The organism is Actinomadura citrea, from assembly GCF_013409045.1.
Classification (GTDB): Bacteria; Actinomycetota; Actinomycetes; order Streptosporangiales; family Streptosporangiaceae; genus Spirillospora; species Spirillospora citrea.
The window spans coordinates 3,008,958-3,033,345 of the sequence record NZ_JACCBT010000001.1 but is presented as its reverse complement, the minus strand read 5'-3'; the positions used below and the strand labels follow the sequence as shown (position 1 = coordinate 3,033,345).

Here is a 24,388-nt window from a genome sequence, read left to right as displayed (position 1 = left end):
CTAGACGATCACGTCCCGGAACGGGCGGACGCGGGCCAGGTCGGCGGCGCCGACGATGCCCGCCGCGGAGCCCAGCTCGGCGATCCGGATGTCGGGCAGCGGGCGGTGGCCGCGGCCGGTCAGGGCGTTCTCGAACGCGGCGCGGATCGGGGCGAGCAGCAGGTCGCCGGCGTCCGACAGGCCGCCGCCGATGATGAAGGCGCCCGGGTCGAGGATCGCGCTGAGGTCGGCCAGGCCCTGGCCCGCCCAGTGGGCGATCGTCCGGAAGCACTCCAGCGCCGCCTTGTCGCCCTCCCTGGCCGCCTGCGACACCTCCGGGCCGCTGATGCCCTCGGGCCGCCCGCCGCCGAGCTCCAGCAGGCGCCCCGCCATCGCGGGCGCCACCCGGGCCAGGTCGCGCGCCTCGTGCACGAGGGCGTTGCCGCTGGCGTACTGCTCCCAGCAGCCGCGGTTGCCGCAGCCGCAGCGGCGCCCGTCCGGGACGACCCGGAAGTGCCCCATCTCCGCGCCGATGCCGAACCGGCCCCGGTACAGCTCGCCGTTGATGATGATGCCGCCGCCGATGCCGGTGCCGAGGGCCACCAGGACGAGGAAGTTCTCGCCGCGCCCGGCCCCGAACCGGGCCTCGCCCCACGCGGTGGCGTTGCCGTCGTTCTCCACGACGACCGGCAGCCCGACGAGGCTCTCCACCTTCTCCTTGATGGGCTCGTCGCGCCAGGCGAGGTTCGGCGCGAACAGCACGGTGGAGCGGGTCTCGTCGACGAAGCCGGCGGTGCCGAGCCCGACCGCCGCGACCTCCTCGTACTTGCCCTTGAGCAGGTCGACGACCTCGGCGATGGTCTCTGCGGTCTCCTTGGGGTTGGTCGAGGGAGTCGGCCGGCGGACCTTCTCCAGAATCGTCCCCCGGTCGTCGACGACCCCCGCGGCCACCTTCGTGCCGCCCACATCCACGCCGATGGTCAGGGCCATGTAACCCTTCCTCCTCCTCGCGTCGCCCCTGGCTGGAGCCACTCCCGCTCTACCCGATGTCGATGGGGCCGCCGGTGGCGGCCGACCACGGGTCGCCCGGATCGGGACGTTCCGACCGATCGGACGTACCCGCCCGCGCCCCCTCCGACGCCTCCGGCGGCCCGGTCGGGCCGGACCTGCGCGTCCGGTGGGGCTCCTGCGCCCGGTCGGGCGCGCGGGTCCGGTCGAACGCCGCCACGACGTCCAGGGCGGCGGCGACCAGGGACTGCCCGGCCTCGCGCAGGTGCCGTCCCACGTCGCCGCCGGACTCCCGCTTGACGGCGATGGCCCGGCATACCGGGCAGTCGCGGCACTCGGGGGCGCCGGTGGCGATGTGCGGCCCGCGGGCGTCCCCGGCCGGCCCGGCGGGCGGCTCGTCGGCGATGGCACGGTCCCACACGTCTCCGGCCGGCTCGTCCCGGCCCGCGCGCGCGTCCCGGCCGCCGCCGCCCACCCGCCTGATCAGCGCGTCGACGAGCTTGGCCGCCTCGTCCAGGACGTCGCCCGACTGGTCGCTCATGTCTCCATCTTCCATCCGTCGTCGGCGTGAACGGTATCGCCTCCGTGCCGTGTTCAGGCCACCACCCGCGGGCGGGCTCAGCCCTCCACGCGACGCTTGAGGCCCTTGAGGGCCGAGTCGATGATCCGCTTCTCGCCCTTGCGCTTCACCATGCCGATCATGGGGATGCGGACGTCCACGGCCAGCTCGTAGGTCACCTCGGTGACGCCGTCCTGCTCGGCCAGGCCGTAGGTGCCGTGCAGCCCGGTGACGACCGTGCCCGGCTCCGTCAGCTCCCACGTCACCCGGTCGTCGCCCTCCCACGTGTAGGCGAGCCCGACGGTGTCACTGAACGGGCCGCCGTCGAACGTGAGCCGGGCGCGGGCGGCCCGGCCGTCGTCTCCCCTCTCCTGCACGGTGAACTCGCGGATGCCGCTCGCCCACTCCGGGTACGCCTCGAGATCGGCGATCACCGCCATGATCTCGGACCTCCCGGCCTTGACCGTGACGGAGGAACTCGTGCGGTCCGCCATCTGCGTCTCCCTCCGGCTCGCCCCGAACCCCTGCGGGCCCGCTGTCCCTAGAGAAGTATGGTTCACACCGTCAGGACGTAGGGCACACCGCGCGCACGGAAGTGCCCGACGTTCACGCATTCGGTGCGGCCGATGCGGATCCGGCTCGCGAGCGGCTGGTGGACGTGCCCGAACAGCACGTACTTCGGCTGCGTCCGGTGGATCGCCTCCAGGACCGCCTCGCTGCCGCGCTCGAACCTGCGCGCCACGGTGTCGTAGAGCAGGTCGGGGACGGCGGGCGGGATGTGGCAGCACAGCACGTCCACCTCGCCGACCGCCTCGACCTTGGCCGCGTAGGCGTCCTCGTCCAGCTCGTAGGGGGTGCGGTACTCGGTGCGCAGGCCGCCCCCGACGAACCCGAACCGCAGGCCGCCGATCTCGGTGGTCTGGCCGTCCAGGACGTGGTGGCCGTCGCGCAGGTGCGCGTCCCACAGCCGGGGGACGTCGACGTTGCCGTAGGTCAGGTATGCCGGGGCGGGCATGGCCGCGAACAGCTCGGCGTACTGGCGGTTCACGGCCCGCTCGATGTGCGGGCGGGCACCCCCCTCCAGCGAGGCCCACAGGCCCTGGGAGAACTCGCGTGCCTCGTCGAAGCGCTTCTCGGTGCGCAGCCCGATGAAGCGGTCGGCGTTGTCCTGGCCGAACAGGTCGGCGAAGATCCCCTGCCCGTGGTCCTGGTAGTCGATGAACAGGATCAGGTCGCCCAGGCAGATGAGCGCGTCCGCACCGTCCGCCGCGCCCGCCAGCGCGTCCGCGCGGCCGTGGACGTCGCTCACCACATGGATCCTCATGAACCGAATGTAATAGCGCTGACCGCCGGAGTGAACGGGCGGGTCGCGGCGGCCGGCGCTCCGCGGTCCTCCGCGAAGGCACGGCCGCGAGAAGCGGTCAGCCGGCGGCGGCCGCCACCAGGGTGCGCCACTCGCGCACCAGGGCGGGGTCGACCCGCGCATCCCAGTCGCCGTCCGGACGCACGGCCGTGCCCACGTGGAACGAGGTGATCCCCGCGGCGGCGAGGACGGCGACGTGCTTGCGGCGCAGCCCGCCCCCGGCCATGATCATCTTGGCGGCGGCGGGGTCCTCGACCGCGCGCCGGACGAGGACGTCCACCCCCACGTCCACGCCGCGGGCCGAGCCCGCCGTCAGCACCGTGTCCAGGCGGCCGCCGAACGCGCGGACGGCACCCCAGGCCTGGGCGGGGTCGGCGGCGTGGTCCAGCGCCCGGTGGAAGGTCCAGGGCAGCGGGTCGGTGTCGGCGGCGAGCTTGCCGGTGGCGCCCGCGTCGACGTGCCCGGAGGAGTCGAGGAAGCCGAGCACGAACCCGTCGGCGCCCGCGTCGGCGAGGCCCGCCGCGGCGCGCCGCAGCCGGTCCAGCTCGGCCCCGGTGGTGCGGAAGCCCGCGTTGGCGCGCAGCATCACCCGCATCGGCACGGACGTGGACTCGCGGATGGCCGCGACCAGGTCGGGGTCGGGGGTGAGCCCGTCCGCGGCCATGTCGGCGACGACCTCGATGCGGTCGGCGCCGCCCTCCTGCGCCGCGCGCGCGTCGGCCACGGTCAGCGCGATCACTTCGAGCAGCGACATGGCGACCCCCGGAACCCGTTTGCGTTGTGCGACCGGCTCAAGGGTAGGCGACCCGGCGGCGCGCGCCGGGGGCCGCCGGGCGGTCTTTGCCGTGCCGTTAACCGCCGTGGTTCGCGGCGCGATTCCTACTCGTGGGTATCATGCGGCAACGGAGGAGTTCGCGCGCCACCGGCCGGACGGCCCGGTGCGCCGCGGGGCTCCCCGCCGTCCTCGAAGACCGACGACAGGAGTGGGCCGTGCGCGAGTCCAGCGTCCCCGCGATGGTGGAGGTACCCGACTCCGCCACTCTGACCGACGCGCCCTTCACCCGGGCCGTCGAAGAGCCCGGCCGGATCGTGCTGCGCCGCAAGAACGGCGACGCGTGGAGCGCCGTCACCGCTGCGGAGTTCGCCGCCGAGACGGCGGGGGTCGCCAAGGGCCTGGCCGCCGCCGGCGTCGAGCCCGGCGACCGGGTGTGCCTGCTGTCGGCGACCCGCTACGAGTGGACGGTCCTCGACTACGCGATCTGGGCGGCGGGCGCGGTCTCCGTCCCGATCTACGAGACGTCCTCCGCCGAGCAGATCGAGTGGATCGTCGGCGACTCCGGGGCCAAGGCCGTGTTCGCCGAGACCGGGGCGCACGTGGCGACCGTCGAGGAGATCCGGGACCGGCTCCCCGGGCTGGCGCACGTGTGGGGCATCGACGCGGGCGGGGTCGCGGAGGTCACCCGGCTCGGCGCCGACGTCGGCGACGACGTCCTCGAGGAGCGCCGCCGGTCCCGCTCCGCCGCGGACATCGCCACGCTCGTCTACACCTCCGGCACCACCGGGCGTCCCAAGGGATGCGAGATCACCCACGGGAACCTGGTGGCGACCGCCCGCAACGCCGTGCAGGGGGCGATCGCCGAGATCGCCGTCGAGGGCAGTTCCACGCTGCTGTTCCTGCCGCTGGCGCACGTGTTCGCCCGGCTGATCGAGGTCGCCACCATCGAGGGCGGCATCGTGCTCGGGCACAGCGACGTCCCGAACCTGCTGCCGGACCTGGCCTCGTTCCGGCCGACGTTCCTGCTCGCCGTCCCGCGCGTGTTCGAGAAGGTCTACAACGGCGCCGAGCAGAAGGCCGCGGCCGACGGCAAGGGCAAGATCTTCAAGGCGGCGGCCGAGACCGCGGTGGCCTACAGCCGGGCGCTGGACGACGGCGGCCCCGGCCTCGGGCTGAAGGCCCGGCACAAGGTCTTCGACGTGCTCGTGTACCGCAAGCTGCGCGCCGCGGTCGGCGGCAGGGTGCAGTACGCGGTGTCCGGCGGCGCCGCCCTCGGCGAGCGCCTCGGGCACTTCTTCCGCGGCGTCGGGATCACGATCCTGGAGGGCTACGGCCTCACCGAGACGACCGCGCCCGCCGCCGTCAACCGGCCCTCCGCCCTCAAGATCGGCACGGTGGGCCCGCCGATCCCCGGCGTCGACGTGCGCATCGCCGAGGACGGCGAGGTCCTCGTCCGCGGCATCAACGTCCTGCGCGGCTACTGGAACAACGAGGCCGCCACCAAGGAGGCCCTGGAGGACGGCTGGCTCCACACCGGCGACCTCGGCTCCCTCGACGAGGAGGGCTTCCTGAGGATCACCGGCCGGAAGAAGGAGATCCTGGTCACCGCGGCGGGCAAGAACGTGGCGCCGGCCCCGCTGGAGGACCGGCTCCGCGCGCACCCGCTGATCAGCCAGTGCCTGGTCGTCGGCGACGGCCGCAAGTTCATCAGCGCGCTCGTCACCCTGGACGAGGAGGCGCTCGGCCCGTGGAAGGCCCGGCACGGCAAGCCCGAGGCGATGACGGTGGACGAGCTGCGCCGCGACCCCGACCTCGTCGCCGAGATCGAGGCCGCGGTCGCCGAAGCCAACAAGTCCGTCAGCCACGCTGAGGCGATCAAGAAGCACGTCGTCCTCGGCGTCGACTTCACCGAGGAGGCCGGCCACATGACGCCGAGCCTGAAGGTGAAGCGCAACGTGGTGATGAAGGACTTCGCCGACGAGATCGACGCCCTCTACACCGGCTGAGCCGGGGCGTCCCGCGCGGTCAGGCGCCGGGCGCGGGGCGCAGGGCGGCGACGGCGTCCTCGATCCGGGTGGCGCCGTTGAGCAGGTCCAGCGTGTGGCGGCGCACGTCGCCGGCGTCCAGCAGCGCCGCGATGACCGCCGCCACGTCGTCGCGGGTGACCGCGCCGTGCCCGATCGGCGGTTCGGCCAGCGCCACCAGGCCGGTGGGCGGGTCGTCGGTGAGGCGGCCCGGCCGCAGGATCAGCCAGTCCAGCGCGTCGCGGCGCCGCAGATCGTCCTCGGCCTCCCCCTTGGCCCTGATGTAGGCCTCCCAGACCTCGTCGCGCCCGGGCGCGGGCGGCTCGCCGGCGCCCATCGCGGAGATCTGCACGAAGTCGCGGACGCCCGCGCGCTCGGCCGCGTCCGCCGCCAGCACCGCGGCGCCGCGGTCGACGGTGTCCTTGCGCGCCACGCCGCTGCCCGGGCCCGCCCCCGCGGCGAACACGACGGCGTCCGCGCCGGTCAGGTGGTCGGCGACCTCGTCGGCGGTCGCCGACTCCAGGTCGCACACGACCGGCCCGGCTCCGGTGTCCCGGACGTCCTCGGCGTGGCCCGGGTTGCGGATGATGCTCAGCACGGTGTCCCCCCGTGCGGCCAGCAGCCGGGACAGCCGCAGCGCGATCTGCCCGTGCCCGCCCGCGATCACGATGTTCATGCCGCGATCGTAGGACGCGGAGGACCCGGGCGCGCGGACGCGCGCCCGGGTCCCCCGGACCTGTTCCGCTCAGCGGCGGCGCTTGATCCGCGTCCCGGCCTTGGCGCCGTTGATCGCTTTGACCGCCTTGGCCATCAGCTGCTCGTCCATCACGTTGATGAGGTCCCCGTGGTCGGTCACCGGGTCGTGGCCCGACTCGGGGAAGCTGTCCAGCGCGAACGCCAGCGGCTTGGCCGGCAGGTTGTAGGCCAGGGTCATCCGCAGCTGCGGCACGGCCTTGGTGCCCTGCGGGCACTGCCCCGTCCGCGGGTCCGCGAACTGGATGTGGTCGCGGTGGTTGGCGCTGTCGGTGTTCTGGCCGTCCCAGCAGCTCGGGAAGTTGAGCACGCGCTCCACCTTGCTGCCCCGCGGGCACAGCGGGTACTTGTCGGTGAAGGCCCGGTTCTCGAAGCCGCTGCACGTCCAGCTCGCGTGCGCGTTCTTCAGGCCGTTCGTCACGGCCTTGGCGTCACCGGTGGCGACGCGGATGAAACGCGGCAGCGCGGTCACCTTGGCGCGCGGGTTGCCGAGGTACTGGATCTTCACGCTCGACGGGGTGACGATGCTGCCGACGTTGCCGTCCGCCTGGCTCTGCTGCGCCCGGTCCGAGTTGTCCTGACCGTTGCGGAGCCGGATCACCGGCCAGAAGTAGGCCGACTTGTCGCCGTTGGTGCAGGTCGTCCCGGCGGCCGCGAAGGTCTCGTCGGTGGAGAACGCGTTCGTGTCGAGGTTGCCGACGTAGTCGTGGATGTGGTGCGCGCCGTTCACGACGCCCGGGGCCGCGAGCACGTTGTCGGGGTTGCTGTGGGCCTGGCCCTTGTTCACACCGCAACTGGACGCGAACACGCCGGTCGAGGCCTGGCGGCCGCGGCGGGGCTGCTGCACGCGCGGCGCCTTGCGGATGTCGACGAACTGGTCCGCGCGCAGGGTCGGATTCGCCGGGGGCTGGTTGCCCTGCCCGTTCCCCTGCCCGTTCCCCTGCCCGTTCCCCTGCCCGCCGTTCTGGCCGCCGCCGTTCTGCTGGCCGCCGTTCTGCTGGCCGCCCTGAGGGTCGGTCGGCGGTGATGTCTGGCCGCCCTGGGGATCGGCCGGCGGGGTCGTCTGGCCGCCGTCGCCTATCGGGCCGCCGTCGCCCATCTGACCGCCATCGCCCATCTGACCGCCGTCACCCATCGGGCCGCCGTCACCCATCTGACCGCCCTGGGGGTCGGTGGGCGCGGCGGTGGGCGGGTTCGTCCGGCCGGCGCCCTGGAGTCTCTGAGTGCCGGTGCCGCCGTCGGCGGACCAGGCCGGATAGGCGGCCGCGTTCGCCGTTCTGAGGGTTTCGGAGGCGTTCGCACCGAGGGTCCCCTGGCCCGCCGTGGCGACCAGGGTGAGCGCCGGGATCAACGCGGCGAAGGCTTTCTTCTTTCGTCCCATCGAAAAACTGCTCCCTTTGCGGGGTGTACGTCAGTGCAGAGCGCGCCTGGGAACCAGGCCCGTGCTCTCCAGCAGCGACATGTGCGTGTTGACGAATTTCAGGCACCGTTCGGCGAACGCGCGGATCTCGGTGTTCTCGGTCGCCGCGCGCACCTTGGCGATGACGGTGAAGACCTGCCCGTGGGCGGCACGCAACCGCAGCACGAACGTCTTGTCATAGTCGGCGCCGTATTTTCCCGACATCTCCCTCAGCCAGCTCTTCTGGCTGCCGTTGGGCTCGTTGGGAAGGAGCACGCCCAGTTTCTGCGCCTCGGCGCGGGTGTCGGCGTCCAGCTGCATGTGCTGGCGCATGATGATCTCGCCGACCTCCTTCACCCGGGGGCTGGACGCGCGCTGTGCGGCCTGCTGACCCGCGGGCATCTCCCAGAGGCCGGCCTGCCGGACCTTGACCAGGAGCTGCCGGTCCAGTGTGCTGAGCCGACCCCAGCGGGTGTTGACGGTGCCACCGAGGTTCGCCGCGCCGCTCGCAGGTGTGCCGACCGGGCTCATGACGACCGCGAAGGCCGCCACGACGGCGGCCACGGCCGCCAGTACCAGCAGCAGGCGTCCTTTACCGAGGCGCGGGAGCGTGCGCTTTCCGGCGTTTCCGTAGGATTTCCTCAAGGGCTCTCGTCCCTCCTTTCAAGGATCTCTCGACGGACCCGGCGCGGGTTCGTCCGGAGATACGCACCGGACCCCTCACCGGGTTCAACGATGTCCACCTGTTGTCATTTTTTTCTGCGCGGCGAATTCAGCGCCGCGAGGGCGCCCCGGGAACTCCGCCTACGACGCGGAGCGCCAATGCGGGGCACATCGCGACCGCCTTCTGGACGTCCTTCTCCATCCACGAGGGAATGTCGGTGCCCAGCACGACGGGAAAGCCGTAACGGTCGAGCTGGATCAGCTCGGGCACGACATAGGCGCACAGGCCGTGCCCGTCGCACCGGCTCCAGTCGATCGCGACCCGCCCCTCCGTGCCGTCCGGCACCGGCAGCGGCAGGACCCCGTAGGTCGACTGGCCGCACCCGCCGCCCCACCGGTGCGCGTCGATGTCGGCGGTGAAGGCCTCCATCGCCGACAGGACGAACTTGGCCGTCCCGTCGGGGTGGGTGCAGGCGCCGCGGCCCCGGCCGATGCCGGCGGCGCGGCGCACGTCCTCCGCCGTCCCGGCCCCCTCGGTGAGCGCCATCAGGGACCGGACGACGTCGGGCAGCCCGAGCCGGCACGGCCCGCACTGCCCGGCGGACTGCGCCGCGAGGTAGGAGGCGATCCGCGTGACCTCGCCGAGCGGGCAGGTGCCCCGGGTGAGCGGCAGGATGATCCCGGCGCCCACCGTCCCGCCGACGCGCCGCATCCCGGCGCGCGACAGCACCGCCCGCGACACCGCGGCCGGGTCGAGCCACATCCCGTGGTACCCGCCGACGAGCACCCCCGGCGACGGCGGCACGTCGCAGTGGTCGAGGACGGCCCGCAGCGGCGTGCCGAGCGGGGCCTCCACGACCTGCGTCCCGCCGATCGTCAGCAGCGTGGTGCCCGGCTCGTCGTCCGTCCCGGCCGAGGCGTACAGGTCGGAGCCGAGCGAGACGAGCACCGCGAGCTGCGCGAACGTCTCGGTGTTGGACAGCAGGGTCGGGAAGCCGTCCACCCCCGCGTCGGACGCGCGGACCTTGACGCCCGGCGGGATCGGCGTCTCCCCGTTGATCGCGCGGATCACCGCGCCGCTCTCCCCCGAGATGAACCGCTCGGTCAGCCGCACGACCCGGGCCGGCATCCGCCGCTCGCTGATCGCGGCGCGGACCGACCTGGCGGCCTCGTCGCTCTCGACGGCCAGCACGATCCGCTGGGTGCCGAGCGCGTTCGCCGCGATCTGCGCGCCGTCGAGCACCAGGTGCGGGGCCCGGCCGAGCAGGACCTTGTCCTTGGCGCTGCCGGGCTCGCCCTCGGCGCCGTTCACCACCACCACGACGTCCTCGCTGGACCCGCGCTCGTCGCCCTTCTCGCCGGGCAGCAGCGCGGTCCGGTCGGCGGTCGGGTGGTTGACCCGCGCCGCGACCGCCATCAGCTTGCGGGCGAACGGGAACCCCGCTCCGCCGCGTCCCCTCAGGTCGACCTGCTCGGCCATGCGCACCAGGTCGTCCAGCGCCGGCGCGCGGAGCCTGCCGTGCACCGCCAGGTGCCGGTCGAGGTCCAGCCGGTCGAACCGGTCGAACCCGAGCGTCAGCCGCGGCCCGCCGATGTTGGAGACGGTGACGGTCGAGGTCATCGGATGACCTCGGTGTCGCGGCCCTGCCCGGTCACGGGCATGCCGCGCGGGTCCGCGACGGTCCGCCGGGAGTTCCCGAAGTCGCGCGGGTCGTCGGCGTCCCGCCGGTCGGCGAAGTCCCGGCGGCCCCCGAAGTCGCGCGAGTCGTCGAAGTCACGCGGGTCGTCGAGGTCGCGGGGGTCGTCGAACCGGTCCTCCCCCGTCCGAGCGCGCGCCCTCGCGGCGGCGCGCCCCTCCTCGTGCTCCCGCGCCGCCATGGCGCGCCGGTCGCGGCGGCGGCCCGCGCCGTCCGGCAGCGAGTACGCCTCGACCTCCTCGCCGGCCAGGTGGACGTCCCGCGGCTTGATCACCACGACCATGCGGGTGACCAGGGCGAGCACGACGAACACCACGCTCATCACGTAGCTGAGCACGACCCACGGCGCCGCGGCGCGCCCGGTGATCAGGCCGTGCACGATCGCGAGCGGCCAGGACACGTAGGCGACGGCGTGCATCGACCGCCACACCCAGGCCTTGCCGCGCAGCGCGAACCGCGCCCGCAGCAGCCCGGTGACCACGATGAGGAGCATCAGGTCGGAGGCGATGGTGCCGAGGCCGATCGCGCCGCCGTCCGGCACGACGATCTGGACGGGCAGCGCGAGGCCGCTCATCACCTTCACCGTGACGTGCGCGACCAGCATCGCCGTCGCGATGACGGCCGAGGCGCGGTGCACCGCCTGGGCGAGCACCCGGTGCCGGATCTTCAGGATGAGGCGCTCGGTGGCCAGCAGCCCGCTCATCACCGCGGTGGTCAGCGCGACCAGCGCGAAGACGCCGGCGTAGAAGCTGAGGAAGTACTGCACGTTCGCGACCGCGACGGCGCCCTGCGGGGTCGCCGCGCCGACCAGCACCAGCACCGCGCCGGCGAGCACCACGCGCAGCGCCCAGGTGGGCACCGCGGGATCATCACTGTGGCGAATTCGCACCGATCGGACTCCTCTTCTAGGTGGCGGCCGGCGCCGGGGCGTCGGCCGGTCCGGCGCCGTCCTTCGGCTTCTTGCCGGGAGACGGCGATGACGACGGAGAGTCGTCCGCGGCGGGGACCGGGCCGAGGTTGGCCAGCAGGCCCCCGGGAAGCACCTGGAGGACGCCGCGTTCGGCGAAGCCGAGGAGCGGCTTGGCGCGCTCGCGGAACGTCCAGCCGCCGATCTCGGCGGCGTCGAGCGGGACCGCCCCGCCGCCGCGGCGCAGCCCGAACGCGACCTCGGCGCGGGGCGCGGCCGCCCCGCCGCAGGGCCGGGTGGCGCCGGTGCGGCCGAGCGCGTCGCCCCGCGCGACGACGCTGCCGTCGCGCAGCTCGGTCACGCTCCGCATCCCGTAGTAGGTGGACGCGAGGCCGCTCGGGTGGATCACCATGACCACCGCGCCGGCCTGGCTGGAGCAGAACCGGTAGAGGCGTCCGCCGCCCGCGGCGAGGACGCGGCCGTCGCCGCCGGAGAACGCCAGCGACGCCAGCGGGCGCGAGGACGCGGCGTCGTCGGAGGTCGTCATCGACCACGCCTGGCCGATCTTCCAGGGCAGCATCAGCCGGTCGCCCGCCCGCGTCCCGTTGACGAGCGTGGTGGCCTGCGCGGCGCTCAGCGCGCCGTACTTGCGCAGGAGCCGCGACTCCGACGGCGACATGAGGTTCGCGGGCGCGGCGCCGAGGAGCGCCGCGAACGCCGCCGCGCCCGACAGCCCGACCTGCCACTGCCGGCCCGTCCAGTGGGCGGCGTAGAAGGAGAGCTCGGGGCCCGCCGCGCTGGCCTCGGGAACGGGGATCGCACTGGTGCCGAAGACCCAGGTCCGGTCGGCGCTCTGGCGGGTGGCGCCCACGAACGGCTGCCGGGTCAGCGCCGCCCCGTAGGCCTGCCGCGCCGCGGCGCCCCGCTGCGCCAGCGTCAGCCTGCGGACCTGCGTGGCGAGGACCCCGAGGTCGGGTCCCGCCGGAACGGCGGCCGTGCCGCCGCCGGCTCCCGGCCGCTGCTGGGGCTGCTGGGGTTGCGCGGGCGTACCGGTACCGGGCTTCGGCGGCTTGATCGCGCGCTGCGAGCCGACCGGCCCCGAGGAGCCGCCGATGGGTCCGCCGTCGAGCAGGGCCCGCTCCGCGATGCCCAGCAGGGCCAGCCCGACCGCGGTGGACAGGACGATCGCGCCGATGCTCAGCCGGTCGGCGGGCCGCCGGCCGCGGCGCGGCGTCGCCTTCGGCCCGGGACGCGGCGGCGACTGGCGGCGCCGCTGCTCCGGCCGGGCGGGCCGCCGCTGGGGGCCGCCCCGCCCCGCGCGGGGCGGCTCCGCACGGCGGGAGCGCCCGCCCCGCGCGGGGAACTCGCGGGACCGATCCCTCCCGGCCCCTTCCGCACGCCCGCCGGGCCCCTCGACCCTGGCATCGAACCTTTCGGTGCGTTCGTCGCGCGGCTTACCGCGGCCACCGAGACGCTCGGTCCGGGCATCCCGCTCGGTGCGACCGTCGGAGCGCGTCGTCCGGGAGTCCCGCCCCTCGTTGCGCGCACCGAACTGCTCAGTGCGAGCATCCCCCCGCCCACTCCTGGCGTCACGGGACTCGTCCCGGCGTTCCGACCCCTCGCCCCGGGCGTCGGAACGCGTCGTCCGGGAGTCCCGCCCCTCGTTGCGCGCACCGAACTGCTCAGTGCGAGCATCTCTCCGCCCTTTCCTGGGGTCACGGGATTCGCCCCGGCGCTCCGACCCCTCGCCCCGGGCGTCGGGGCGCTCCGTTCGCGCGTCCCGCCTCGTGCGGGCGGCGTAGCCCGCGGGGTCGTAGCTGCCGCGCGCGTCGAAACGCTCGGTCCCCGCGTCGTCACGCCGTTCGGCGGGCTCCGGCCACTGCGCCCGGGGGCGCGACCGCTCGGATGCCTTGCCGGAACGGCGCGCGCGGGCCTTGGCCTCGCGCCGCTTGATCTCGCGCCGCGACGGCTCGCGCCGCGGTGATCTGCGCCCCCGCTCGGACCAGTCCGGCTGCTCCGACCACCAGGACCCTTCGGGCCACTGGGGGTCCTCGGACCAGAGCCCCTGCTTGGGCTCGGGCCTCGAGGACGGGCGCGCGGGCGTCTCAGCCCACGGTGAAGCATGCGTTTGGCTCCGGGACGCATGCCCGTAATCGCGTCGCGCCATGCCCTCTCCTGTGGAGGAGACGGAGAGCACGGCGAACGCCGACAGGTTCCGCGCCGCCGGGCCTGTCGCCCGGCGGCCGTCCCGCTGAGACATGACGGGACCGCGGTGTAGGAGCCCGCTCGCTCCCACCACGATCCCCGAACGGATTCTCGCGAATCCGCTCGAACACTTCGGGAGCATACGCCCCTGAAGCCACTTGGATGTTCATTGGTGCCAAAAAAGGCCGATGAGCCTTGTCCCGCGGCGCTTGCGCTCCTCACCTGTACGCACGCGGGCCGCCCCGCGTTCACGCCTCCGGGCGCACAGCGCCGGCACCCCTCCGACCTGGGCGGATCGGCATTTCGGCCGAGGGTGGCTTAGTGATGGCTGATCCGCTGATTAAGGGCGGGTTAACGGTACCGCCGCGGACGGTCGGCGGCTCTAACTTCGGAAACGTCAGCGACCGTGGACGCGGGAAGCGGCAGGAGGTGGCCCCTATGACACGATCACCGCGACACGGGATCGGCCCGGGGGGCGGCCGTGCCCACCGAGCGTCCATGGCCGGGCACCGTCGCGGGGCCGGGCCCCACGGTGCCGGATGCCGGGGCCGTGCCCCGCGCTCCCGTCCACGCGGACCCGATCCGTTCACGCCGGCCGGCCCACGCGGCGCGCCCGTCTCCAGGTCCTCCCCCACGAGGGCGCCGGGCCGGGCTGCGGCGGATCACACCCACCCCACCTCGGCTGGGGCGGCCCGCGTGGAACCGGTCTCCGGGGGCGGGGCATGCGCCCACGGCGCCGTTCCGGGCTCCGGCACCCTCGGGTGCCCGAGCCCGGAACGGCGCGCCCGCGGGTGCGGCGTGTTCGGGCGCCACTGAGCCGCCGCCCCTGGGGCGAGGACCCGCCTACGGCGCGGGGGCGGGTCCTCGCCCTGGGGACGGTGTCGTTCAGGGCACCAGCAGGTTCCCCAGGCGGCTCGCCTGGACGTCCCAGCGCCACTCCCGTTCGATCCAGGCCCGGCCCTTCTCGCCCATGGCGCGGGCCCGGTCCGGGTCCGCGAGAAGGCCCGTCACGGCTTCGCCGATGTCGGGGACGGAGCGGCCCGGGACCACAAGGCCCGTCTCGCCGTCCAGGACGGCGTCGGGGGCACCGCCCGAGTCGCCCGCCACGACCGGGAGGCCGGTCGCGGACGCCTCCAGGTACACGATGCCGAGGCCTTCCACGTCCAGGCCGCGGCGACGGGTGCGGCAGGGCATCGCGAAGACGTCGCCCGCGTCGAAGTGGGCGGGCAGCTCCTCCCAGGGGACGCCGCCGGTGAAGACGACCGAACGGCCGACGCCGAGGGACGCGGCGAGGCGTTCCAGGTCGCCGCGGTAGGGCCCGCCGCCGACGAGGAGCAGCACGGCGTCCGGAACGGACTTCAGGACGCGGGGCCAGGCGTGGAGCAGGGCGTCCTGCCCCTTGCGCGGGACCAGGCGGGACACGCACACCGCCACCGGACGGCCGCCCAGCCCGTACCGCTCCCGGATCCGCGCCCCGCCCGCGCCCCGGTGGAAGAGCGTCTCGTCGACGCCGGGCGCGAGCCGGGCCATCCGCGCCGCCGCCTCGGGCGACAGGGCTTTCGCCATCCGGGAGCGGGTGTACTCGCCGAGGTAGGTGAGGACGTCGACGCCGTCCCCGATGCGGCCCAGCAGGGTCCGCGCCACCGGCAGCGCCGCCCAGCCGGCCTCGTGCCCGTGCGTGATCCCGACGAGCCGCCGCGCACCGCGGCGCCGCAGCGCCGGGGCCAGCAGGCCGAGCGGCGCCGCCGCCCCGAACACGACCGAGTCGCAGCGCTCCGCGCGCAGCACGTCCGCGGCCCGGCGCAGCACGCCCGGCTCCGGCAGCATGAGGGAGCCCGGATGCCGGACGACCGGGAACGGCTGCGCCGCGTCGAACTCCGCGGCGCCCTTCCAGGCCGGGGCGTAGACGACGACCGAATCCGGCGGGCGCCGCACGGCGAGGCCGTGCACGAACGCCTGGATGCCGCCCGGCCGCGGCGGGAAGTCGTTGGTGACGAACAGCGTCCTGGTCATCGCGGACGTCCCGGCACGCGCAGGGGCCCGCCACCGGCGATGCGGTGACGGGCCCCCGATGCGCGAACGATCAGTGCCTGACCTCGTGCGACGTGGCGCCGCCCTCGATCTCGGCCTGCTCGCCGTGCGGGTGCTCGTGCTCCTCGACGGGGACGTCGTCGAACGTCCACGCGCGGTTGAGGCGCGAGCGCAGGTGCCCGATCGGGCCCTTGGTGCCGGGCGCCGGGATGCCCTTGGCGTCCCGGGCCGGAGCCTCGGGCCGGGTGTTCTCCTTGGAGAGCAGGACGTGCCGCTCCTCGTCGCGCGGCGCCTCGTGCCGCTCGGAGTACTTGCCGTCCGGCGACATCATGATCACGCCGCTCTCCACGCCGTGCCCGACGACGTCGGCGTCCTTGCGCTGCAGGCCCAGGCAGATCCGCTTGGTGACGATGAACGCCACGATCGGCCCCAGGAAGAACGTGACCCGGAAGAACCACGTCGTGGCGAACAGCGACACGTGGAACTTGTCCGCGATGACGTCGTTGGCGCCGGCGACCCACAGCAGCCCGTAGAACGTGACCGCGGCGATGCCCGTGGCCGTGCGGACCGGGGCGTTGCGCGGCCGCTCGTTCACGTGGTGGTGGCGCTTGTCGCCGGTCACCCACTGCTCGACGAACGGCCAGGCGGCCGCGCCGCCGAACACGATGCCGAGCGGGACCAGCGCCGGGATCAGCACGTTCAGGCTGAGCGTGTGGCCCCAGGCGGTGATCTCCCAGTTCGGCATGATCCGCAGCGCGCCCTCCAGGACGCCCATGTACCAGTCGGGCTGGGAGCCCGAGGAGATCGCGCCGGGGTCGTACGGGCCGAACAGCCAGATCGGGTTGATCTGCGCGAACGCGCCGAGCAGCGCCAGGACGCCGAAGGTGAACAGGAAGTAGGCGCCCGTCTTGGCCATGAAGACCGGGTAGAACGGGTAGCCGTACACCTGCTGCTCGCTCTGGTTCTTGACCGGCATCGCCGTGTGCTTCTGCACCCACATGATCATCATGTGCGCGGTGACCATGCCGAGCAGCAGGCCCGGGATCAGCAGGATGTGCAGCATGTACAGGCGCGGGACGATGTCCTGGCCGGGGAACTCGCCGCCGAACAGGAACATGTAGATGTAGGTGCCGACCACCGGGATCGACTCCGCGACGCCCTGCGTGATGCGCAGGCCGGTGCCGGACAGCAGGTCGTCCGGCAGCGAGTACCCGAACAGGCCCTCCAGCATGCCCAGCGTGAACATGCCGATGCCGATCAGCCAGTTCAGCTCGCGCGGCTTGCGGTAGGCGCCGGTGAAGAACACGCGCAGCATGTGCGCGAGGATCGACGCCATGAACAGGATCGCGGCCCAGTGGTGGATCTGCCGCATGAGCAGGCCGCCGCGGACGTCGAACGTGATGTGCAGCGTCGAGGCGTAGGCCTCGGACATCTTCACGCCCTGCAGCTTCGTGTACGAGCCGTCGTACACGGTCTCCGTCATGCTCGGCTGGAACCAGAGCGTCAGGAACGTCCCGGTCAGCAGCAGGATGATGAAGGAGTACAGGGCGATCTCGCCCAGCATGAAGGACCAGTGGTCCGGAAAGACCTTCTTCATGTTCCGCTTGAAGAAGGTGGTGGAGCCGAGGCGGTCGTCGAGGAACGTCAGCGGCGCCTCGACCGCCTTCGGGGCTGTCGCCTCGCTCATCCGCGCTCCCAGAAGCTCGGTCCGACGGGTTCGTGGTAGTCGCTCGTGGCGATGAGGTACCCGTCCTCCACCGACAGCGGCAGCTGCGGCAGCGACCGCGCCGCCGGCCCGAAGATCACCTTCGCCGCGTCGGTGGCGTCGAAGGTCGACTGGTGGCACGGGCAGAGGATGTGGTGGGTGGTCTGCTCGTACAGGGCCGCGGGGCAGCCGACGTGCGTGCACACCTTGGAGTAGGCGACGATCCCGTTGACGTGCCAGTTCTCGCGGCCCTTGGCGGGCTTGAACTGGTCCGCGGGGACGTTGATGAGGATGGTGACGGCCTTGGCGTTCTGGGTCAGCACCTGGTCCTCGGGGAGCTCCTCCTCGATCCCCTCGGGCAGGACGGTGATCATCGAGCCCGGGGACGAGAAGTCGCTGACCCGCAGCGGCTTGTTGGTGCCGTCCACGACCAGGCGGGCGCCCTTCTTGCCCTCCGAGTGCGCCTTCTTGACGGCCTCGCCCCAGTAGGTGTGGCGGAGCCGCTTCTCCGGCAGCGGGCCGAGGTCGCGCAGCAGCACCAGCGGGGCCAGGCCGAGCGGGGCGGCGGCCAGCAGCAGCGTGCGGCGCAGCAGGGGCCGCTTGGTGATGCCGCTGTCGTCGGCGCCTTCCAGGAAGTCCTCGGTGAAGGCCGCCCGGGTCTCCTCGCTGGCGGCCATCTCGTGCCGCTCCTGCACGATCGGCTTGCTGGTCATCAGGCGGCGCACCCAGATGGTGACGCCGAAGGCCAGCGCGAGGAACAACAGCGCCATCAGGCCGCCGAGCCACAGGTTGCTCTCGCGCGCCCGGGTGACGCCGTGCATGCCGCCGTCTCGGCCGCTCCAGCCGATGAAGTAGGCGATGAACGCCACGCTGGCGGCGAACGCGACCAGGAAGAGCGTCGCGACGATCCGCTCGGCGCGCTTGGCCGACGCCTCGTCGAGCTGCTCTCCCACGCCCGCGGGCGCCGAGATGTTGTCCTCGGCCAGCAGTGCCTTCTCCCGCGCGGGGGACGGCGTGCCGATCACGCGTTCGCGCGGGCCGGGCCGGCCCGCCGTGTCCTTGTTGTCGTCGCTCATGACTTCTTCAGCTTCTTCGGCTTCTTCGCGGTGATCCACATGGCGGCCAGGACCAGCAGGCCGATGCCGACCAGCCAGCCGGCCAGTCCCTCCGACACCGGGCCGATGCGGCCGAGGCCGTTACCGCCGGGGTTCGGCTCCTCGCGCGTCTGGACGAGGTAGGCGATGATCGCCTGCTTGTCCTTCGGCGTGAGCGTGGTGTCGTTGAACACCGGCATCGCCTGCGGGCCGGTCAGCATGGCCTCGTACATCTGGGTGGGCGTGACCTCGGGGTCCGACAGCGAGGGCGCGTACTTGCCGCCGGTCAGCGCGCCGCCCTGGCCGGTGAAGTTGTGGCACTGCGCGCAGTTGGTGCGGAACAGCTTCCCGCCGAGCGCGACGTTGCCGGTCTTCGGGTCCACCGCCGACGCCGGGGGGACCGCCGGACCGCCGCCGAGCGAGGCGACGTAGGCGCTGAGGTCGGACAGGTTCTTCTCGGCCTGCGCCTTCTGCTTCTCGGCCGCCTCCCGCTTGTCCTTCTCCTCGTAGTCGGTCTTGATCGAGGTGTTGAACTCGGGGATCGGCGTCTTGCGCGGAATCTGCGCGCCGGGGTTCCCCGCCGGCATGCGGCCCGAGCCGACCTGGAAGTCGACGGCCGCGGCGCCGACGCCGATGAGGCTCGGGGCGATCGGGTTGCCCTTGGCGTCCTTGGTGCCCTCGGCGTTCAGCCCGTGGCAGCTCGCGCAGTTCTTGTTGAAGAGCTGCTGGCCGTTCTTCAGGTCCTGCGCCGCCTGGGCGGTGGTCTGCGCCTCTGCGCGGTCAGTCCGCGGCGAGAAGCCGGCGTAGATCGCGCCGATCGCCGCCAGGGCCGCCAGCACGACGGCGTAGCCCGCCCACGGGCGCCGTCGCCATGCGGTGATCCTTTTCACGGAAGTCCCCGTTCGGGTCATGTCGGTCGGGTCGGTCGGGTCGTTCAGAGGTCGAGCAGGTAGACGACCGAGAACAGGCCGATCCACACCACGTCGACGAAGTGCCAGTAATAGGAGACGACGATCGCGCTCGTCGCCTGCTCGTGCGTCCACCGCTTCGCGGCGTAGGTGCGTCCCAGGAGGAACAGGAACGCGACGAGGCCGCCGACGACGTGCAGGCCGTGGAAGCCGGTGGCCAGGTAGAAGACCGAGCCGTAGGCCGAGGACGAGAAGGTGAGGCCGTCCTTGGAGACCAGCTGGGAGTACTCGAAGCCCTGGCCGGCGACGAAGTAGGCGCCCATGAGGAACGAGAGCACGTACCACTCGCGCAGGCCCCAGCGCGCCACGTTGAACACGCTTCCGTCACGTCCGACCTTGCCCGCCTCGGCCTTGAACACGCCCATCTGGCAGGTCACCGAGGACAGCACCAGAACGGTCGTGTTGATCGCCGAGAGCGGCAGGTCCAGGGGGGCGCCCGGCCAGGCGTGGTGGCCGGACTGGCCGATCGTCACAGAGCGGATCGTGAAGAACATCGCGAACAGCGCCGCGAAGAACATCAGCTCGGACGACAGCCAAACGATCGTCCCCACGCTGACCAGATTGGGACGGTTCGCCCGTGCGTGAGGTGTTGTCTCTATCGCGGATGCTGTCACGCCAGCATTATTGCGCCCCTATCCAGTGAGTGACGCATGACCCCCCTTCTAGAGTTCCCCGAGCGTGTCACCAGTGCCGCGACCCGGTACCCTCACGTCCATGAGCACCGCCCCGGAGAGCCCGATGAAGATCCTCGTCTACAGCGACGACGCGAACACCCGCGCCGAGATCCGGATGGCGATCGGGCGCCGGCCCGCCGCCGACCTCCCGAAGGTCGAGTTCGAGGAGTGCGCCACCCAGCCGGCCGTCGTGGCGCGGCTCGACCAGGGCGGCGTCGACGTCCTGATCGTCGACGGCGAGGCGCAGCCCGCGGGCGGTCTCGGCGTGTGCCGGCAGGCCAAGGACGAGGTGTACGACTGCCCGCCCGTCCTCGCGGTCATCGGGCGCCGCGACGACGGCTGGCTCGCCACCTGGTCGGGTGCCGACGCCGTGGTGGGCCTGCCCATCGACCCGATGGGTTTCGCGAACGCCCTCGCCGGCCTCATGCGGCAGCGTCTCCAGAACCGCCTGCCGGCCCTGTAGCCCGCACGACGCAGCCCGCACGACGCACCGAAACCCCCTACGACGCACCCACCACGACCCTGTAGGCGACATGGACGCGCGCACCAGCTGGCCCGCACTGCTCAACGCCCTCGTGTCGGGCGACTCGCTGTCCAGCGAGGAGACCTCCTGGGCCATGAACAGCATCATGTCCGGCGAGGCCACCGACGTGCAGATCGCGGGCTTCGCCGTGGCGCTGCGCGCCAAGGGCGAGACGGTCGAGGAGGTCACCGGCCTCGCCAGGGGCATGATGGACAACGCCACGCCCATCGAGGTGCCCGGCCGCATCGCCGACCTCGTCGGCACGGGCGGCGACCGCGGCCACACCGTCAACATCTCCACGATGGCCGCCGTGGTCGCGGCCGCGGCCGGTGTGCGGGTCGTCAAGCACGGCAACCGGGCCGCGTCGTCCTCGTGCGGCGCCGCCGACCTGCTGGAGCACCTCGGCGTGGCGATCGACCTGTCCCCCGAGGCCACCGCGCGGGTCGCCGACGAGATCGGCATCACGTTCTGCTTCGCGCCGCTCTACCACCCGGCGCTGAAGTACGCCTCGCGCACCCGCAGCGAGCTGGGCACGCCCACGGTCTTCAACTTCCTCGGCCCGCTGACGAACCCGGCCCGCCCCCTGGCCCAGGCCGTCGGGGTCTTCCACCCGCGGATGGCGGGGGTGATGGCGGGCGTGTTCGCCGCGCGCGGCTGCTCCTCGCTGGTGTTCCGGGGCGACGACGGGCTGGACGAGCTGACCACCACGGGCACCTCCACGGTGTGGGTCGTGCGCGACGGGACGGCGACGGAGACGACCTTCGACCCCTCCGACCTCGGCATCCCGCCCGCGAAGCCGGAGGACCTGCGCGGCGCCGACGCGGTGTTCAACGGGCGGGTGGCCCGCGAGACCTTCACCGGGCGGCCGGGGCCCGTCCGCGACATGGTCCTGCTGAACGCCGCCGCGCTCATCACCGCCTACGAGGGGGCGCCGCCCGCCGCCGACCTCACCGCGACGCTGGGGGCGGCCTACGAGCACGCCGCCGCAGCGGTCGACTCGGGAGGCGCCGCCGCCCTCCTCGACCGCTGGATCGACACCTCCCGTCGCCTGCGGGGCTGACGCTCACACCCCGCTCACAGCGCTCCCAGCCCGTTCACGCGACCCCGCGGGCGCCGCTGGACAGCCGCTGCGCGATCCAGATCGGGACGACCGACAGCACGATCAGGGCGGCGGCGAGCACGTTGACGACCGGGGCCTGGTTGGGCCGGAACAGGTTGTTGAAGATCCAGATCGGCAGGGTCTGGGCGCCCGGCCCGGCGGTGAACGTGGTCACGATGATCTCGTCGAAGGACAGCGCGAACGACAGCAGACCCCCGGCGAGCAGCGCCGAGCGCAGCGCCGGGAACGTGACGTGCCAGAACGTCTGGAACGTGTCCGCGCCGAGGTCGGCGGACGCCTCCTCCAGGCTGGTGCCCGTCCGCCGCAGCCGGGCGAGCACGTTGTTGAAGATCGTGACGACGCAGAACGTGGCATGCCCGACGATCACGGTGAACAGGCCGAGCCCGATCCCGAGCGGCTTCAGCACGACCTGGAAGGCGTTGCTGAGCGCGATGCCCGTGACGATGCCGGGCAGCGCGATCGGCAGCACGACGACCAGCGACACCGTCTCGCGTCCGAAGAAGCGGTACCGCGACACCGCGAAGGCGGCCATGGTGCCGAGGACGAGCGCGGCGGCCGTCGCGCCGAGTCCCGCCTTGACACTGGTGAGGACGGCCTGCCGGGCGCCCTCGTTGTGCAGCGCCTGCGACCACCAGCGCCCGGTGAACCCCGAGGGAGGCCAGCCGAACGTGGTGTCGGCGTTGAAGGAGTTGATCAGGACGACCAGCAGCGGCACGTAGATGACGGCGAGGCCGAGGAACATCATGACGCGCAGGGCGATCCGCGCGGCGGGCGAGAGGGTCATCACAGCTCCCTGAGCGCGCCGGTGCGGCGGGCCGCGGCGAGGTAGCCGAGCATCACCACCACCGGGATCGTGGCGACCGCCGCCGCGAACGGCAGGTTGTTGGCGGCGCCGATGTTGTCGTAGACGACGTTGCCGAGCAGCTGGCTCCGGCCGCCGACGATCTTCACGGTGATGTAGTCGCCGAGCGACAGCGAGAACGTGAAGATCGATCCGGCCACCAGCGAGGGGAACACCAGCGGCAGCACGACGGACCGCAGCGTGCGCAGCGGGCGGGCGCCGAGGTCGCCGGAGGCGTCCAGCAGCGAGTCCGGGAGCCGCTCCAGGCCCGCGTAGACCGGCAGGATCATGTACGGCAGCCACAGGTAGGCCAGCACGAGCACGGTCGCCGTGAGGCCGTAGCCGGGGCTGGAGAGCCCGAACGGCCCCAGCACCTCGTCGACCAGGCCGCCCTCCGCCAGCATCACCCGCCACGCGTACGCCTTGACGAGGTAGGCGGCCCACAGCGGCGCCAGGATCGCGATCACCAGGTAGGGCCGGTGCCGCGGCCTGGCGACCTTGGCCATGTACAGCGCCATCGGGAAGCCGATCGCGGTGTCGATGAGGGTGACGGCCGCCGCGACGCCGAGGCTGCGCAGCGCGACCGTCCGGTAGACCGGCTCGTCGACGAGGGTCTGGAAGTTGGCGAGCGTGAACTGCCGGACGACCTCGCCGGTGAAGACGTCGGTGGTCCAGAACGCGGTCAGGAAGATCGCGGCGAGCGCGCCGAGATAGACGACGACCAGCCAGGCGAGCGGCGCCGACAGCAGCAGCGACAGGCGCAGCCGCGGCCGGCGGTGCAGCAGGGCCGCCGCCCGGCGCCGGGGACCCGGCGCCGGGCGGCCGTCCTTACCGCCGGTGAGGGCGGAGCCGGTCATCCCTTGATCGCGGTCCACGCCTGGGTCCACTTGGAGTAGTCGACGCACTTGACGTCCTTGCGCCCGTCGAGGCACTGCGCGATCGGCGTCGTCCAGAAGTGCACCTGGGAGAAGTAGTTCTCGTCGGTGGCGTGGAAGGTGTCGCAGTGGGTCTTGACCGCGGTCTCCCGGCACGCCTTGGCGTTCGCCGGCGCCTCACCGAACCACTCGGCGACCTGCGCGTTCGCCTTGGGAGAGACGATCCAGTCCATCCACTTGTAGGCGCAGTTGGGGTGCTTGGCCTTCGCGCCGACCATCCACGTGTCCGACCAGCCGGTGGAGCCCTCCTTGGGCAGGGCCACCTTGACCGGGGCCTTCTCACCCTCCGCGAGGTTGGCGATGACCTGCCACGTCGTCCCGAGGACGGAGTCGCCGCTCTTGAACGCCTGGACCTCCTTGGTGTAGTCGGACCAGTACTCGCCGATGAGCCCGCGCTGGGTCTTGAGCAGCGCGACGGCCGCGTCGAACTGCTTCTGGTCGAGCGCGTACGGGTCCTTGATGCCGAGCTCGGGCTTGGCCGTCTTCAGGTAGAGGGCGGCGTCGGCGATGTAGATCGGCGAGTCGTAGGCGGTGATCTTCCCCTTGTACGGGGAGTTGGCGTCGAACACCGCGCCCCAGGAGTCGGGGGCCGTCTTGACCTTGTCGGTGCGCCACATGAGCAGGTTGGCGCCGCGGCCGTGCGGGATGCCGTAGGCGACGTTGTTCACCGAGTTCCACGGCTTCATCTTCAGGCCGGCGAACACGTCGGCGTAGTTCGGCACCAGCCCGGTGTTGACCGGCGCGACCGTCCCGGAGGCGATCAGCCGCAGCGAGGCGTCGCCGGAGGCGGAGACCGCGTCGTACTCGCCGGTCTTCATCAGGGTGACCATCTCGTCGGACGTGCCGGCGACCTTGGTGTTGACCTTGCAGCCGGTCTGCTTCTCGAACGGCGTGACCCAGTCGACCTTGGGGTCGTTGGAGCCGTCCTCGGCGTACCCGGCCCAGGCGACCAGGTTGACCTGGCCCTCGCCCTGGCCGAGCGACTTCTGCATCGGCACCTTGGGAACCGGGAAGCCGCCTTGCCCGGCTCCGGTCGCCTTGTCGCCCGAGTCGCCGCCGCAGGCGACGGCCGCAAGTCCGATCGCCAGCGTCGCCGCGGCGGCGGCCGCCATGCGCGTGGACCACATGGGGAACTCCTTATTGTGGGGGTTTTTCGGGGGTTTGT

General features: G+C 72.8%; 22 protein-coding genes. 3 read left to right on the top strand and 19 right to left on the bottom strand.

What is annotated here, in order from left to right:
- From BJ999_RS14295 to BJ999_RS14275, 5 genes are all read right to left on the bottom strand, one after another.
- Positions 1-969 carry an ROK family glucokinase gene (locus BJ999_RS14295; RefSeq protein ID WP_179833759.1) on the bottom strand — a complete coding sequence of 323 codons (969 nt, stop codon included), beginning with the start codon at positions 967-969 and terminating at the stop codon, positions 1-3.
- A gap of 49 nt (positions 970-1,018) precedes the next feature.
- Positions 1,019-1,528 (bottom strand): hypothetical protein, encoded by a 510-nt coding sequence (locus tag BJ999_RS14290; protein WP_179833758.1) that lies wholly within the window; start codon positions 1,526-1,528, stop codon positions 1,019-1,021.
- Between the two features lie 77 nt (positions 1,529-1,605).
- Positions 1,606-2,040, bottom strand: a complete 435-nt coding sequence (locus BJ999_RS14285; RefSeq protein WP_179833757.1) for an SRPBCC family protein — start codon at positions 2,038-2,040, stop codon at positions 1,606-1,608.
- Between the two features lie 62 nt (positions 2,041-2,102).
- Positions 2,103-2,870 (bottom strand): metallophosphoesterase family protein, encoded by a 768-nt coding sequence (locus BJ999_RS14280; RefSeq protein ID WP_179833756.1) that lies wholly within the window; start codon positions 2,868-2,870, stop codon positions 2,103-2,105.
- 97 nt (positions 2,871-2,967) lie between these two features.
- Positions 2,968-3,663 (bottom strand): copper homeostasis protein CutC, encoded by a 696-nt coding sequence (locus tag BJ999_RS14275; protein ID WP_179833755.1) that lies wholly within the window; start codon positions 3,661-3,663, stop codon positions 2,968-2,970.
- A 236-nt stretch (positions 3,664-3,899) separates the two neighbouring features.
- Between BJ999_RS14275 and BJ999_RS14270 the strand changes: the two genes are divergently transcribed.
- The gene (locus tag BJ999_RS14270; protein ID WP_179833754.1) at positions 3,900-5,690 is read left to right on the top strand and encodes an AMP-dependent synthetase/ligase; all 1,791 of its coding nucleotides are present in this window, start codon (positions 3,900-3,902) and stop codon (positions 5,688-5,690) included.
- A 19-nt stretch (positions 5,691-5,709) separates the two neighbouring features.
- Here the strand turns inward: BJ999_RS14270 and BJ999_RS14265 are convergent, their stop codons facing one another.
- From BJ999_RS14265 to ctaE, 11 genes are all read right to left on the bottom strand, one after another.
- Positions 5,710-6,384: an NAD(P)H-binding protein gene (locus tag BJ999_RS14265; RefSeq protein WP_179833753.1), complete on the bottom strand. Its 675-nt coding sequence runs from the start codon at positions 6,382-6,384 to the stop codon at positions 5,710-5,712.
- 69 nt (positions 6,385-6,453) lie between these two features.
- Complete coding sequence (locus tag BJ999_RS14260) at positions 6,454-7,842, bottom strand: DUF1996 domain-containing protein (RefSeq protein WP_179833752.1); 1,389 nt, start codon at positions 7,840-7,842, stop codon at positions 6,454-6,456.
- Positions 7,843-7,872: 30 nt separating this feature from the next.
- A complete protein-coding gene (locus BJ999_RS14255; protein ID WP_229809898.1) occupies positions 7,873-8,505 on the bottom strand; it encodes a DUF4142 domain-containing protein in 633 nt (210 codons plus the stop codon).
- Between the two features lie 127 nt (positions 8,506-8,632).
- On the bottom strand, positions 8,633-10,144 hold the full coding sequence (locus BJ999_RS14250; RefSeq protein ID WP_179833751.1) for an NADH-quinone oxidoreductase subunit NuoF family protein: 1,512 nt from the start codon (positions 10,142-10,144) through the stop codon (positions 8,633-8,635).
- The gene (locus BJ999_RS14245; protein ID WP_179833750.1) at positions 10,141-11,079 is read right to left on the bottom strand and encodes a ferric reductase-like transmembrane domain-containing protein; all 939 of its coding nucleotides are present in this window, start codon (positions 11,077-11,079) and stop codon (positions 10,141-10,143) included. Before BJ999_RS14245 ends, BJ999_RS14250 begins: the two co-directional genes overlap by 4 nt.
- A 46-nt stretch (positions 11,080-11,125) precedes the next feature.
- Entirely contained in the window at positions 11,126-13,294 is a 2,169-nt protein-coding gene (locus tag BJ999_RS14240) for a M23 family metallopeptidase (protein ID WP_179833749.1), read from the bottom strand.
- 923 nt (positions 13,295-14,217) lie between these two features.
- Positions 14,218-15,345 carry a glycosyltransferase family 4 protein gene (locus tag BJ999_RS14235; RefSeq protein ID WP_179833748.1) on the bottom strand — a complete coding sequence of 376 codons (1,128 nt, stop codon included), beginning with the start codon at positions 15,343-15,345 and terminating at the stop codon, positions 14,218-14,220.
- Between the two features lie 70 nt (positions 15,346-15,415).
- Positions 15,416-17,050 (bottom strand): cytochrome bc1 complex cytochrome b subunit, encoded by a 1,635-nt coding sequence (gene qcrB / locus BJ999_RS14230; RefSeq protein ID WP_179833747.1) that lies wholly within the window; start codon positions 17,048-17,050, stop codon positions 15,416-15,418.
- Positions 17,047-18,144: a cytochrome bc1 complex Rieske iron-sulfur subunit gene (gene qcrA, locus BJ999_RS14225; RefSeq protein WP_179833746.1), complete on the bottom strand. Its 1,098-nt coding sequence runs from the start codon at positions 18,142-18,144 to the stop codon at positions 17,047-17,049. Before qcrA ends, qcrB begins: the two co-directional genes overlap by 4 nt.
- Complete coding sequence (gene qcrC, locus BJ999_RS14220; protein ID WP_179833745.1) at positions 18,141-19,052, bottom strand: cytochrome bc1 complex diheme cytochrome c subunit; 912 nt, start codon at positions 19,050-19,052, stop codon at positions 18,141-18,143. Before qcrC ends, qcrA begins: the two co-directional genes overlap by 4 nt.
- 44 nt (positions 19,053-19,096) lie before the next feature.
- Positions 19,097-19,744, bottom strand: a complete 648-nt coding sequence (gene ctaE / locus BJ999_RS14215) for an aa3-type cytochrome oxidase subunit III (protein WP_089312450.1) — start codon at positions 19,742-19,744, stop codon at positions 19,097-19,099.
- A gap of 100 nt (positions 19,745-19,844) precedes the next feature.
- Between ctaE and BJ999_RS14210 the strand changes: the two genes are divergently transcribed.
- On the top strand, positions 19,845-20,267 hold the full coding sequence (locus BJ999_RS14210) for a response regulator (protein ID WP_179833744.1): 423 nt from the start codon (positions 19,845-19,847) through the stop codon (positions 20,265-20,267).
- Between the two features lie 70 nt (positions 20,268-20,337).
- Positions 20,338-21,387 (top strand): anthranilate phosphoribosyltransferase, encoded by a 1,050-nt coding sequence (gene trpD / locus BJ999_RS14205; protein WP_179833743.1) that lies wholly within the window; start codon positions 20,338-20,340, stop codon positions 21,385-21,387.
- Positions 21,388-21,421: 34 nt separating this feature from the next.
- Here trpD and BJ999_RS14200 read toward each other — a convergent pair whose 3' ends face one another.
- From BJ999_RS14200 to BJ999_RS14190, 3 genes are read right to left on the bottom strand one after another with little or no spacing between them, the layout of a single operon-like run.
- The gene (locus BJ999_RS14200; RefSeq protein ID WP_179833742.1) at positions 21,422-22,231 is read right to left on the bottom strand and encodes an ABC transporter permease; all 810 of its coding nucleotides are present in this window, start codon (positions 22,229-22,231) and stop codon (positions 21,422-21,424) included.
- Positions 22,231-23,163 (bottom strand): ABC transporter permease, encoded by a 933-nt coding sequence (locus tag BJ999_RS43515; protein WP_218935063.1) that lies wholly within the window; start codon positions 23,161-23,163, stop codon positions 22,231-22,233. Before BJ999_RS43515 ends, BJ999_RS14200 begins: the two co-directional genes overlap by 1 nt.
- Positions 23,142-24,350 (bottom strand): ABC transporter substrate-binding protein, encoded by a 1,209-nt coding sequence (locus tag BJ999_RS14190; protein ID WP_218935062.1) that lies wholly within the window; start codon positions 24,348-24,350, stop codon positions 23,142-23,144. Before BJ999_RS14190 ends, BJ999_RS43515 begins: the two co-directional genes overlap by 22 nt.
- Between the last annotated feature and the right edge of the window lie 38 nt (positions 24,351-24,388).